14 protein-coding genes are annotated in these 12680 nt (G+C 67.5%); 12 read left to right on the top strand and 2 right to left on the bottom strand.

Annotated elements, in window-relative coordinates; translation table 11 throughout:
• Nucleotide 1: 1 nt before the first annotated feature.
• Nucleotides 2-481, bottom strand: a complete 480-nt coding sequence (locus ACYVHH_RS14715) for a MarR family winged helix-turn-helix transcriptional regulator (RefSeq protein WP_460565945.1) — start codon at nt 479-481, stop codon at nt 2-4.
• A gap of 109 nt (nt 482-590) precedes the next feature.
• Here ACYVHH_RS14715 and ACYVHH_RS14710 point away from each other — a divergent pair, with 109 nt between their 5' ends.
• The 9 genes from ACYVHH_RS14710 to galU all read left to right on the top strand — a co-directional run bounded on the left by ACYVHH_RS14710 (nt 591) and on the right by galU (nt 8745).
• A complete protein-coding gene (locus ACYVHH_RS14710) occupies nt 591-1796 on the top strand; it encodes a 3-hydroxybenzoate 6-monooxygenase (protein WP_460565944.1) in 1206 nt (401 codons plus the stop codon).
• A gap of 18 nt (nt 1797-1814) precedes the next feature.
• A complete protein-coding gene (locus ACYVHH_RS14705; RefSeq protein ID WP_460565943.1) occupies nt 1815-2855 on the top strand; it encodes a cupin domain-containing protein in 1041 nt (346 codons plus the stop codon).
• Nucleotides 2856-2888: 33 nt separating this feature from the next.
• On the top strand, nt 2889-3590 hold the full coding sequence (locus ACYVHH_RS14700; RefSeq protein WP_460565942.1) for a fumarylacetoacetate hydrolase family protein: 702 nt from the start codon (nt 2889-2891) through the stop codon (nt 3588-3590).
• Between the two features lie 8 nt (nt 3591-3598).
• Nucleotides 3599-4237: a maleylacetoacetate isomerase gene (maiA, locus tag ACYVHH_RS14695; protein ID WP_460565941.1), complete on the top strand. Its 639-nt coding sequence runs from the start codon at nt 3599-3601 to the stop codon at nt 4235-4237.
• A gap of 67 nt (nt 4238-4304) precedes the next feature.
• Nucleotides 4305-5279: a TRAP transporter substrate-binding protein gene (locus tag ACYVHH_RS14690; protein WP_460565940.1), complete on the top strand. Its 975-nt coding sequence runs from the start codon at nt 4305-4307 to the stop codon at nt 5277-5279.
• Nucleotides 5280-5370: 91 nt separating this feature from the next.
• Nucleotides 5371-5880 (top strand): TRAP transporter small permease, encoded by a 510-nt coding sequence (locus tag ACYVHH_RS14685; protein WP_460565939.1) that lies wholly within the window; start codon nt 5371-5373, stop codon nt 5878-5880.
• Nucleotides 5877-7154 carry a TRAP transporter large permease gene (locus ACYVHH_RS14680; RefSeq protein WP_460565938.1) on the top strand — a complete coding sequence of 426 codons (1278 nt, stop codon included), beginning with the start codon at nt 5877-5879 and terminating at the stop codon, nt 7152-7154. Before ACYVHH_RS14685 ends, ACYVHH_RS14680 begins: the two co-directional genes overlap by 4 nt.
• 81 nt (nt 7155-7235) lie before the next feature.
• The gene (locus tag ACYVHH_RS14675) at nt 7236-7856 is read left to right on the top strand and encodes a GGDEF domain-containing protein (RefSeq protein WP_460565937.1); all 621 of its coding nucleotides are present in this window, start codon (nt 7236-7238) and stop codon (nt 7854-7856) included.
• A gap of 16 nt (nt 7857-7872) precedes the next feature.
• Nucleotides 7873-8745, top strand: a complete 873-nt coding sequence (galU, locus tag ACYVHH_RS14670) for a UTP--glucose-1-phosphate uridylyltransferase GalU (protein WP_460565936.1) — start codon at nt 7873-7875, stop codon at nt 8743-8745.
• Between the two features lie 16 nt (nt 8746-8761).
• Here galU and dacB read toward each other — a convergent pair whose 3' ends face one another.
• Nucleotides 8762-10261, bottom strand: coding sequence for a D-alanyl-D-alanine carboxypeptidase/D-alanyl-D-alanine endopeptidase (gene dacB, locus ACYVHH_RS14665; protein WP_460565935.1), 1500 nt, complete (start codon nt 10259-10261; stop codon nt 8762-8764).
• Nucleotides 10262-10296: 35 nt separating this feature from the next.
• Between dacB and tsaB the strand changes: the two genes are divergently transcribed.
• From tsaB to ACYVHH_RS14650, 3 genes are read left to right on the top strand one after another with little or no spacing between them, the layout of a single operon-like run.
• Nucleotides 10297-11115 (top strand): tRNA (adenosine(37)-N6)-threonylcarbamoyltransferase complex dimerization subunit type 1 TsaB, encoded by an 819-nt coding sequence (gene tsaB, locus ACYVHH_RS14660; RefSeq protein ID WP_460565934.1) that lies wholly within the window; start codon nt 10297-10299, stop codon nt 11113-11115.
• Nucleotides 11112-11696 (top strand): GNAT family N-acetyltransferase, encoded by a 585-nt coding sequence (locus ACYVHH_RS14655; protein ID WP_460565933.1) that lies wholly within the window; start codon nt 11112-11114, stop codon nt 11694-11696. The genes tsaB and ACYVHH_RS14655 overlap by 4 nt, the downstream gene beginning before the upstream one ends.
• Complete coding sequence (locus ACYVHH_RS14650) at nt 11693-12607, top strand: uracil-DNA glycosylase (RefSeq protein WP_460565932.1); 915 nt, start codon at nt 11693-11695, stop codon at nt 12605-12607. Before ACYVHH_RS14655 ends, ACYVHH_RS14650 begins: the two co-directional genes overlap by 4 nt.
• The last annotated feature ends 73 nt before the right edge of the window (nt 12608-12680 follow it).

Below are 12680 nucleotides of genomic sequence, written 5' to 3'. Positions count from 1 at the left end.
CTCACTTGCTGGTTTCGCTCGGCGCGCGGCTGAGTTCGTTGTTCTCTTCGACCAGCAGGTTCAACAGTTCAACGAAGGTCTGCCGCTGTTGCGGCGACAGGGGCGCGAGGATCTGCTCCTGGGCCCGCAGCACGCCGGGCAGGGCCTGGCGCAGCAGTTCGGCTCCTTCGGGCGTGATGGTGAGCAGGCGCACGCGCTTGTCTTCCGGCGAGAGGCTGCGCTGCAGCAGGCCGCGCGCCTCCAGCCGGTCCACCACGCCAGCCGTGGTGGATGTGTCCAGCGCGATCCGGCTGGCAAGCGTGCGCTGGTCTATGCCGGGCTGGTTGTGCACGGTTTGCAGGGCGCCGTATTGCACCGGTGTCAGGTTGAGGTCCTGCACCTCTTGGTGAAAGATGCCCACCGAGATCTGGTGCAGCCGCCGTATGGCGTGGCCGGGCAGCTGGCCAAGGCCGGTGAACTCGATTTGTCGATTGGATGCCATGGTCTTAGAGTCTAGGGGATTCCACCGCTTGCAAGACGTTCAAATCATCACTATACTAATTGTTAGTGTGCTGATGAATTGAGTGCTTTCACATTTCAGGAGACCAAGCATGACGCAACAATCCCAAGATTTGCCGGTGCTCGTGGCCGGCGGTGGTATCGGCGGTCTGGCCGCGGCGCTGGCGCTGGTGCGTCGGGGCTTCAAGGTCAAGGTGTTCGAGCAGGCGCCCGAGATCGGTGAGATCGGCGCGGGCATCCAGCTCGGCCCCAATGCCTTCCATGCGTTCGACGCCCTGGGCGTGGGCGAAAAAGCCCGTGGGCGCGCCGTGTACACCGACTACATGGTGATGCACGACGCCATCGACGAATACCAGGTTGGCAAGATCCCGACAGACGAAAACTTCCGCAAGCGCTTCGGCAACCCCTATGCCGTGATCCACCGCGTGGACGTGCACCTGTCGCTGCTGGAAGGCGCGCAGGAGACCGGCCAGGTGGAGTTCCAGACCAGCACGCGCATCGAGCGCGTGGAGCAGGACGCCGATTCCGTCACCATCTATGACCAGCACGGCAACGCCTACAAGGGCCAGGCCCTGATCGGTGCGGACGGCGTGAAGTCCGTGGTTCGCCAGCAGTACGTGGGCGACCCGGCCCGTGTGACCGGTCACGTGGTGTACCGCGCCGTGGTGGACAAGAAGGACTTCCCGGTGGACCTGCAGTGGAACGCCGCCAGCATCTGGGTGGGCCCCAACTGCCACTTGGTGCATTACCCGCTGCGCGGCGGCGAGCAGTACAACGTGGTGGTGACCTTCCACAGCCGCGACAAGGAAGAGTGGGGCGTGCGCGAGGGCAGCAAGGAAGAGGTGCAGAGCTACTTCCAGGGCATCTGCCCCAAAGCCCGCCAGTTGATCGACCTGCCCAAGAGCTGGAAGCGTTGGGCTACCGCCGACCGCGAACCGATTGGCCAGTGGACCTATGGCCGCGCCACCCTGCTGGGCGACGCTGCGCACCCCACCACGCAGTACATGGCCCAGGGTGCCTGCATGGCGATCGAAGACGCCGTGACCCTGGGTGAGGCCCTGCGCGTGCACAACAACGACTGGACCAAGGCGCTGGACCTGTACCAGCGTTCCCGCGTGGCACGCACGGCGCGCATCGTGCTGTCCAGCCGCGAGATGGGCCGCATCTACCACGCCAAGGGCGTGGAGCGCCTGGTGCGCAACGACCTGTGGCGCGGGCGTTCGGCAGAGCGCTTCTACGACGCAATGGAATGGCTCTACGGCTGGAACGTGAGCAACTGCTTGGCTACCCCCTACTGACCACAACGGAGACAAACGATGAGTCAAGAACTTGGCCGCCTGGAAGACCTGCCGCAGGACTACCGCGACGAACTCAAGAAGCTCAACCTGGTGCCGTTGTGGCCCAGCTTGCGCGCGGTGCTGCCGCCCAAGGTGCCCACCCGCCAGACGAAGCCTACCTACTGGTCGTACCAGACCCTGAAGCCCCTGTTGCTCAAGGCGGGCGAGCTGACCCCCATCGAAAAGGCCGAGCGCCGCGTGCTGGTGTTGGCCAACCCTGGCCATGGCCTGGAGAAGATGCAGGCCAGCGCCGCCATGTACCTGGGCATGCAGCTGCTGCTGCCCGGCGAGTGGGCACCCAGCCACCGTCACACTCCCAACGCCGTGCGCATGATCGTCGAGGGCGAGGGCGCCTACACCACCGTGGACGGCGAGAAGTGCCCCATGAGCCGGGGTGACCTCATCCTCACGCCCACCGGCCTGTGGCACGAGCACGGCCACGACGGCAACGAGCCCGTGGTATGGCTGGACGTGCTGGACCTGCCGCTGGTGTACTACATGGAGGCCAGCTACCACATCAACGGCGAACGCCAGCAGGTCAACCCCGGCCGGGGTGACCGCGCCTGGACCCGCGCGGGCGTGGTGCCCACCACCGTGTTCCAGCGCAGCGACAAGCGTTACCCCATGCTGCGCTACCCCTGGGCCGACACCCGCGCCGCGCTGCTGTCGCTGGCGGCCGACCAGCCTGAGCAGGAATGCGTGCAGGTCACCTACGTCAACCCCGAAACGGGTGACGACGCCGAGAACATCCTGGGCTTCTACGCCCTGATGCTCAAACCCGGTCAGACCCTGCGCCTGCCCGTGCGTTCGCCCGCCGTGGTGTTCCACCAGATCGAAGGCCGCAGCGAGGCACGCATCGCCGAGTCCACCTTCGCCCTGAGCGAGGCCGACACCTGCTGCGCCCCCGGCTACACCGAGGTGACGCTGAAGAACCTCTCGGCCGACCAGCCGTCCTTCATCTTCATGGCCGACGAGTCACCCCTGCACCGAAAGCTCGGCGTTTTTGAAAACCGCGGCTGAGCCGCCGCGAAGCACCACACAACAGGAAAGCAAGTGAGCAACTACCTCTGGAATCCGCCTCCCGTCCAGTCCCTGCCCGTACGCGGCAAGACCGAGCGTTTCCCCATCAACCGAATCTTCTGCGTGGGCCGCAACTACCATGCCCACGCGGTGGAAATGGGCCGTCCCGTGGACAAGAGCGTGGAGCAGGCCTTCTACTTCACCAAGTCGCCCCAGACGCTGGTGGAAAGCGGTGCCACCGTGCCCTACCCGCCGCGCACCAGCAACTACCACTACGAGATGGAACTGGTGCTGGCCATCGGCAAGCCGGGTTTCCGCGTGAGCGAGGCCAACGCCCATGAACTGGTCTATGGCTACGCCGCTGGCCTGGACATGACCCGCCGTGACCTGCAACTGGTGGCACGTGACAAGGGCCGCCCCTGGGACACCGGCAAGGACATCGAGCAGGGCTCGGTGTGCTCCGAGATCGTGCCCATGGCGGGTGTGGTGGTGGACAAGGGCGCCATTGCGCTGGAAGTCAACGGCCAGACCAAGCAGTCGTCTGATGTGGACAAGCTGATCTGGAACATCCGCGAGATCATTGCCGACCTCTCCACCTACTACCACCTGCAGCCTGGCGACCTGATCTACACCGGCACGCCCGAAGGCGTGGGCGCTGTGGTGGCGGGTGACAAGATCACCGGCCGCGTGGAAGGCATTGCCGAGATCGTGCTGAACGTCGGCCCGGCCGAGTGAACGTGTCCATGAAGCTGTACAACTTCTGGCGCAGCGGCACGTCGCACCGGCTGCGCATCGCGCTCAACCTCAAGGGTGTGCCCTACGAGTACCTGGCCGTGCACCTGGGCAAGGAGGAGCACCTGAAGGACGCCTTCAAGGCGCTGAACCCGCAGCAGCTGGTGCCCGCGCTGGACACGGGTACGCAAGTGCTGATCCAGTCGCCAGCCATCATCGAGTGGCTGGAGGAGCAGTACCCCACGCCCGCGCTGCTGCCCGCCGACGCGGACGGCCGCGCCCGCGTGCGCGCCCTCGCGGCCCTGGTGGGGTGTGACATCCACCCCGTCAACAACCGCCGCATCCTGGAATACCTGCGCAAGACGTTCGGTGCCAACGAGGACGCCATCAACGCCTGGTGCGGCACCTGGATCACTGCAGGTTTTGATGCCTACGAGGCGCTGCTGGCGGCGGATGTCAAACGCGGCCGCTTCAGCTTTGGCGACACACCCACCCTGGCCGACTGCTACCTGGTGCCCCAGGTGGAAAGCGCGCGCCGCTTCAAGGTGGACCTGGCGCCATACCCCCTGATCCGCGCGGTGGACGCCGCCTGCGGCGAGCTGGACGCGTTCCAGCGCGCCGCCCCGGCTGCGCAGCCAGACGCAGCCTGATTCAAAGATTTTTTTCCAGGGCCGGTGCCGTGATGGCGCCGCGCCCTTTTCAACCATTGGAGCAAGCATGACATTGAAGAACGCCCTGCGTGCGCTGGCCGCTGGCGCGGCACTGACCGCCGCCGCCTTCACGGCACAGGCACAGACCCTGAAACTCGGCCACATCACGCCCCCCACCCACGTGTGGCACCAGGTGTCGGAAAAGATCGCCGCGGACCTGGACAAGGCTTCGGGCAGCAAGATGAAGGTGGAAGTGAGCCCGCTGCAGAAGCTCGGCAACGAGGCCCAGATGATCCAGCTGCTGCGCTCCGGCGCCATGCACTTCGGCGTGCTGACGGTGGGCGGTTTGTCCAACCGCGAAGAGTCCTTCCTGGCCTGGTCCCTGCCCTACGTCTTCAAGGACGTGGAGCACGCCTCGCGCGCCGCTGCCACGCCTGCGGCCAAGGAGATGCTCAAGCGCCTGGAGCCGCATGGCATGGTGGGTCTGGGCTACGCCTTCGCGGGCATGCGCCACGTGCTGGCGCTGCAGCCTGTCAGGTCGGCCAAGGACCTGGCGAACAAGAAGGTGCGCTCCTTCCCCAGCCCCATCTACAACGATTGGTGGAACGCCAACGGTGCCGCGCCCACGGCTCTGCCGCTGTCTGAAGTGGCGCCTTCGCTGACGACCAAGCTGCTGGACGCGGTGGACGTGGATCTGGACGCCCTTGTCGGCCTGAAGTTCCACCAGCAGGCGCCCAACCTGACGCTCACCAACCACATGGCCTTCCCGGCCGCGATCGTGGTGTCCAAACGGTGGTGGGACAGCCGCAGCCAGGCCGAGCGCGACATGATCGCCAAGGTGGTGGCCGATGCCGAGAAGTGGGGCTACAAGACCGCCATCGATGCCGACGTGAGCAACCTCGCGAAGGCCAAGGCGGACGGCGCCAAGGTGGTGGATGCCGACATCAAGTCCTTCCAGACCGTGGGTGGCAAGGTGCGCGAGCAGTACACCGCCAAGAACCCACTGATCGCTGATTTCTACAAGCAGGCCAAGGACCTGTAAGTCCATGGCGGGCAGACAGCCCGCTCCCGATCTTCGCGGACAGCGCCCCCTGGGGCCCTGTCTGCTTTTGTGCATTTTGCGGAGACATGGCGTGTACTCCTTGATTCAGACGTTCGACGGCTGGCTTGGCCGTATTGAAAAGGCGCTGGTGATGGTCCTGACCGCAGGCATCGCCGGCATCATGATGCTGCAGGTGGTGCTGCGCTACTTCTTTGGCGCACCGCTGTTCTGGGCCGAGGAAATCTCGGTCCAGCTGCTGGTGTTTGCAACGCTTTTCGGCCTGTCACTGCTGGTGCAGAACGGCCAGCTGGTGAGCATCGACTTCCTGCAGCGGGCCCTTGGGCACCGTGCGCGCCACGCGCTCCTGGCATTGCTCGGCCTGCTGTTCCTGGCGCTGGTGCTGTTCATGGCCAAGCTGGGCTGGGACTGGGTGAACCTGCCCGAATCGCGCATGGAGCTGGGGGCCACCACGCAGCTGCCGCGCTGGTACAACTACAGCGCCCTGCCGCTGGCCATGGTCTGCATGGCGTATCACCAGCTGGCTGCGCTGCTGCGCCATCTGCGTGAACTCACCCGTTCCGGCGAGGGGGTGGCGGCATGATCACGCTCATCGTCTTCTTCGGGCTGCTGTTCGCTGGCATGCCCATCCTCGGCGCCATCCTGGCCGGGGCCATCGCCTTCATGGCCACCAACGACCTGGCCGTGCTGTTCGAATCCATCCCCATCCAGTTCTACGGGGCGCTGGAAATCAACAGTCTGCTGGCCATCCCGCTGTTCCTGCTGGTCGGCGAAATCATGAACAAGGCGGGCCTGACGCAGCGCCTCATCGCGGTGGCCGAGGTGCTGGTCGGCGGCCTCAGGGGCGGGCTGGCCTATGCCAACCTGTTCACCAACGCCATGGCGGCGTCCATCCTGGGCTCGGCCGTGGCACAGATCGGCGTGATGAGCAAGGTGATGATCCCCGCGATGGAGCGCATGGGCTACAGGCGCGAGTTCTCGGGTGCGGTCACGGTCTCGGCCGGGCTGCTCGGCCCGATCATTCCGCCGTCCATGCTGATGATCATCTACGGCGTGGTGGCGGTGCAGCCCATCGCCCCGCTGTTCATCGCGGGGATCGTGCCGGGCTTGCTGATCGTCGCTGCTCTGGCGCTCGTCATCTTCCTGTATGGCGTCCTGGGGCCTGGCCTGCCGGCTGGCCGGGCAGACGCCCGCCAGGGCTCGCTCAAGGTACTGTTCGAAGGGCTGGTGCCCGCCGTGATACCGCTGGTGGTGATCGCGGGCATCATGCTGGGCGTGATGACGCCTACCGAGTCGGGGGCCGTGGCCGCCATCATTGCGCTGGTGCTGGGCTTCGTCTACCGCGAGCTTCGCCTCAAGGACCTGGCGCCCATCCTGCTGGGCGTGGCGCTCAACACCGCGACGATTACCGGGCTAATCGCTGCTGCCTCGGTGCTGAGCTGGGTGCTGGCCTTCCAGGGGGTGCCCGACATGGTTGTCGCTCACATGTCCGGTTTGACGGATTCGCCTTTCGTGTTCCTGCTGCTGGTGATCTTGCTGATGGTCCTGCTGGGCATGTTCCTGGAGAGCATCAGTGTGCTCATCGTGGTGGTGCCGCTGCTGATGCCGGTGGTGACCCAGCTTGGCATCGAACCGATCCACTTCGGCGTGGTGTGCACGGTGGCAACGGTGGTGGGCCTGGTGACGCCGCCCGTGGGGCCGGGCCTGTACATCGCCATGGTGCAGGCCGACATCCGCATGGGGCCCCTGTTCAAGGCCACCATCCCGTTCCTGCTGGCCGTGGCAGCGGCGCTGGTGCTGATTGCGGCTGTGCCCGCCTTGTCAACCTGGCTGCCCGGCGTGACCTCGGGCCGTTGACCCCAGGCGGCGGGTGGGAAGGTGGCAGGCGCGGGCCTGTACCATTGGGGGTCGTGTTCCTCTGCCCCCACCAGTTTTGCCATGACCCTACCGCTTCTTGCCCTGCTGCCCGTGGCCCTTGTTGCCATGGCCGTGGGGGCATGGCTGGGCGTGCGGGGCGGGCGCCAGCGTTGCGAGCAGGCGATGGCCGGTGTCGCGTTGCGCGACCCGCACACCGGCCTGCTCAACCAGCAGGCCACGCTGGAGGCGCTCGGCCGCGCCCTGTCGCTGGCAGACCGGCTGCGCCACCCCGTCACCGTGCTGGTCATCGAGATCGATGGGTTTGCCGGACTGTCCGCGCGGCTCGGTCCCGCGCGTACGGGCGCCCTGGAGCGTGCGCTGGCGCAACGCCTGGCCGCGCGCGTGCGCAGCCATGACCTGCTGGGGCACTGGGACCGTGGCCGCTTTCTGGTGGTGCTGCCCGACGCCGACGTGGCCAGCGCCCTGGTATTGGTCGAGGACTTGCGGCAGGTGGTGTGTGCCCAGCCGCTGGATGCGGCCGGTGAGAAACACGCGCTGACGGTGAGCGTGGGCGTGCATGGCCGCACCCCCCAGCCCGGCGCGCCGCTGTACGATCTGGCCCCCGAGATGGTGGTGGCCGCGCAGCGTGCGCTGGAAGCCACGCCGGGCGATGGCCCCAACCGCATCGAAATCGAACCCTGAATCCCCTTCCTTTCGCATGAGTCATTCCCCCGTCCGCAAAGCCGTTTTCCCCGTGGCCGGCATGGGCACGCGTTTCCTGCCCGCCACCAAGGCCATGCCCAAGGAGATGCTGCCTGTCGTTGACAAGCCGCTCATCCAGTACGCGGTGGAGGAGGCCTATGCCGCAGGCATCCGCGAGATGATCTTCGTGACCGGCAGGCACAAGCGCGCCATCGACGACCACTTCGACATGGCCTACGAACTGGAGCGCGAGCTGGAGGACGCAGGCAAGCAGGCACTGCTGGACCTGGTGCGTTCCGTCAAACCCGACGACATGGTGTGCATTGCCGTGCGCCAGGCACGTGCCCTGGGCCTGGGCCACGCAGTGCTGTGCGCCGAGCCGCTGGTGGCGGGCGAACCCTTTGCCGTGCTGCTGGCCGACGACCTGATGGTGGGCGAGCCGCCCGTGATGGCGCAGATGACGGCGCGTTTCGCCGAACTTGGCAGCTCCATCGTGGCGGTGCAGGAAGTGCCGCCCGAGCACACCAAGCGCTACGGCATCGTGGCGGGTGACTTCCTGAGCGACGACCTGATGGACGTGCGCCAGTTCGTCGAGAAGCCCGCGCCCGAGGTGGCCCCGTCCAACTGGGGCGTCGCCGGGCGCTACGTGCTCACCCCCGAGGTGTTCGACCAGATCCGCAGCCAGCCGCGCGGCGTGGGCGGTGAGATCCAGCTCACCGACGGCATTGCCGGCTTGATGGCCACGCAGAAGGTGCATGCCTTCCGTTACGCGGGCAAGCGCTACGACTGCGGCAGCAAGGAAGGTTTTCTGGAAGCGACCGTGGATCTGGCCATGGCCCGCGAGGACCTGGCGCCCAGCCTGCGGCAGGTGATGCAGCGCTGGGTGTGAGTCGCCTGGCTGCCGCTCAGGGCTGACCGGCCCACTGCACCAGCGCCTCAAGCGCCGGGCGTGCAGCCCGCGCGTTGGCGTGGTTGACGATGGCCACCAGCACACGGCGTTGGCCATCGGGCAGGTGCACGTAACCCGCCAGGGCCTGCACGTCGCGCAGGCTGCCGGTCTTCAGGTGGGCCAGGCCGGTTCCCATGACGCTGCGGCGCAGCGTGCCGTCCATCCCGCTCACGGGCAGCGATGCCATCAGCTCCGGCATCATGGGTGAGGCGTAGGCCAACTGCAGCAGCCGGGCCAGCGCCTGGGCCGAGATGCGTGCGTCCCGGCTCAGGCCGGCACCGTTGTCAATCACCGGCAGGGGGTATTCGGGGCCAAGGCGCCGCCACCACCACTGGGCCAGCGCTTCGCGTGAGGTATCGAATGTGGCAGGCATGGCGGGCAGAGCTGCCTGGCCCAGGGCCAGCAGCACGTGCTGCGCCATCACGTTGTTGCTGAACTTGTTCACGTCGCGCACCACCTCGGCCAGCGGGGGGGATTCCAGCGCCGTCAGCAGCGTGGCCTGCGCCGGTGTGTTGCCTTCGCGCACGTTGCCGTCGATCTGCCCGCCCAGCGATTGCCACATGCCCGCGACGGCCCGCTCGGCAAAGCGCTGCGGTTCCGGGTGGGCCAGTGGCCAGGCGCGCTCGCCGCAGGCTGCCGGAAAGCTGCCCAGGAAGCGCGGGCGCTGCGGGTCGTTGAAGTTGCCTCGCAGGCTGGTGCGCCAGTCGCCGCAGGGGCTGTTGTCCAGTGGCACCGTGGCGGGCCATTGCACCCCGGCCAGCGGTGGCTCCAGCGTCACGCGGGCCACGCCTGCGGCCGGGTCGGGGGTGAAGCCGAAAACCTGCGCCTTGAAGTTGACGAGCAGGGCGTCGGGCGTGGCGTTGTAGGGCCGCAGCGGTTCGCCGTCGAAGGCTCCGGGGTCGGTGACGGGCACGCTGTAGGCGCTGCGGTCCAGCACCACGTCGCCCGCCACGCGGCGCACGCCCTGGCCCTGCACGCGGCGCAGCAGCAGCCACAGCTTCTCGGTGACCAGTTTGGGGTCGCCGCCGCCCTGCACGTACAGGTTGCCTTGCAGCACGCCGTCGCGCACCGGGCCGTCTGCCAGCACCCGGGTGAGCCAGACATGCCCGGGCCCCAGGGTGTCCAGCGCGGCAAACGTGGTGACCAGTTTCAGCGTCGACGCCGGGTTTACCGGTTCGCCAGCACGGTGGCTCAGCCGTACCGCGCCTGCGGGTGTTGCATCAACCACCACTGCTGCCAGCGCGTCTGGCGGCACCTTGGCACGTTGCAGGGCGGACAGCACTTCGGGCGGCAAGAGTCCGTTCCCGTGCACTGGTGGCTGGGCAAGGGCGGGTGATGGTGTCCAGCTCAGTGACGCCAAGGCGATGGGCAAGCCGCGCCACAGGGCGGCGGCAAGCCGCAGCGCGTTACGCAAGGGGGGCAGGCAAAACAGAGGCAAACGAAATGGCGCGGGCATGGGAACGATTATCCCGGCACCCCGATAATCGGGGGATGCAGTCCAACCCCATCCTGGCCATTCCGCACCTGCAAAAGGTACTGGCCATCGACACCAGCACCGAGCACCTCAGCATTGCGCTGGGCGCAGCTGGCGACGGCGCGCCCGTGGCTGTGCACGAGGGCCCCGGCGGCGCACACGCCTCGGCCGCGCTGGTGCCTGCGGTGCAGCGGCTGCTGGCCGACGCAGGCTGGACGCTCGCCGGGCTGGATGCCATTGCCTTTGGTTGCGGGCCGGGGTCTTTCACCGGTCTGCGCACGGCCTGCGCCGTGGTGCAGGGGCTGGCCGTGGCGGGCCGCCCGGGGGGCATCCCCGTTCTGCCGGTGAACACCTTGCTGGCGGTGGCCGAGGAAGCGCGTTGGCAGTGTCTGGCGCAGGGGTTGGCCGTGCCCGCGCGCATCGTGGCCGCTTTGGACGCGCGCATGGACGAGATGTACGTGGCCGAGGTGGCGTTCCAGCCGGATCGCGGCCTGGCCCTGGTGGGTGAGCCCTGGTTGTGCAGCCCTGAGGCCCTGCCCGAGGCGTTGGCCTTGTGTGCCGACGGATCGCGTGCCTTGCTGGCTGGCAATGGCGCAGCGGTCTATGGCGGGCGCCTGCCCCCCGTGTGGCAGACCGCGCCCCAGGTGGCTGCGCTGCCGAAGGCGGCAGCCATGCTGCGCCTGGCACCGGCGCTGTGGGCGCAGGGGCTGGCCGTCGATGCAGCAGGTGCGCAGCCGCTGTACGTGCGTGACAAGGTGGCCCAGACCACCGAGGAGCGCGAACGCATCAAGGCGGCCAAGCTGGCTGCCCAGGCAGCCGAGGGAGCGCGGGCGTGAACGCCGAGGCAGAGGCCGTCCTGCGGCCGGAGGCATCGGCCTGGGCCGGGCGTGAGCTGGCCTTTGTGCCCATGGGTGCAGAGAACCTGCCCCTGGTTGCCGAGGTGGAGAAAACCGCCTACGCCCACCCTTGGAATCTGCGGCATTTCAGTGACTCGGTGGAGTCCGGCTACGCCACACAGATGCTGGTGATGACGCCGGACGCCACCCAAGACCCGCCTGCCTGGGCACACGCCCCCGCCTTGCCGGATGGCCGGTGGCTGCTGGGTTACTTCGTGGCCATGAAGGGCGTGGACGAGGTGCACCTGCTCAACATCACCACCGTGCCGCAACACCGGCGGCAAGGCTGGGCCCGGCTCATGCTGCAGGCGCTGGCCGGGTGGTCCCGCCTGCAGGGGGCGCACTGGCTTTGGCTGGAGGTGCGTGCCAGCAATGTGGTTGCCCGCGCCCTGTACGAGTCCATCGGCTTTCAGCAGGTGGGCTTGCGCCGGGCCTACTACCCCGACGCAGGCCAGCAGCGCGAGGACGCCGTGGTGATGAGCTGGAACCTGGCGCTGCCAGGGCAGGAGGCGCAGCCATGAACGACCGCCTGCCCAGCCTGGATGAACGCCAGTCCGCGATGCTGGCGGAAATGGGCATTGCCCTTTGGTGGCAGCACAAGGCTCCGGTTGTGCCTGAGGCGGTGCCTGCCGGCGCCGCGCCGAACATGCGGGCGGCCAACACCCGTCCGCCGCTGGCCGCGGCACCCGCTACCGACCCCGCGCCCCAGGCGCAGACGGCTCCCGCGCGTCCGCCAATGCCGAACTCGCCTGCGCAGCGTCCGGTTGCCGTGCCGGTGGTGGTGCACGAGGCGCCGCAAGGGGCGGACCTTTCCGGTATGGGCTGGGACACGTTGGAAGACGCAATCCGCAGCTGCACCCAGTGTGACTTGTCGCGGCGCCGCCAGCAGGCCGTGCCCGGCATGGGTGACCGTTCACCCGACTGGCTCATCGTGGGCGAAGCCCCGGGCGAGGAAGAGGACCGCCAGGGCCTGCCCTTCGTGGGGCGCGCTGGACAGTTGCTCGACCGCATGCTGGCGGCGATGGGCCTGACCCGCGAGCAGAAGGTTTACATCGCCAACGTCATCAAGTGCCGTCCGCCGCAGAACCGCAATCCCGACCCCGTCGAGATCGCCCAGTGCACACCCTACCTGTTGCGGCAGGTGGAATTGCTGCAACCCAAGGTGATCCTTGCCATGGGCCGCTTCGCCGCGCACACCGTGCTGGCCCAGGGAGGGGCCTTCGACGCCGAAGCCTTGCGGCAGATGCCGCTGGGCAAGCTGCGCGGCCAGGTGCACCAAGTGACGCTGGCGGGCCAGCGCCTGCCGGTCGTCGTCACCTACCACCCGGCCTACCTGTTGCGCAGCCCCGGGGAAAAGGCAAAGACCTGGGCAGACCTGTGCCTGGCCATGGACACCATGGACCGCCTGCACCCCGGGCGTAGCCAGTTGTAACAGCCGTAACAGCTGCGCCCAAACGGCACCTTTCCTTGCCCGGTGCGCATCGCGTGGTGGTAATGTGCCTTTC

It is taken from the genome of Hydrogenophaga aquatica, from assembly GCF_054780915.1.
This window is presented reverse-complemented; position numbering and strand designations above follow the sequence as displayed.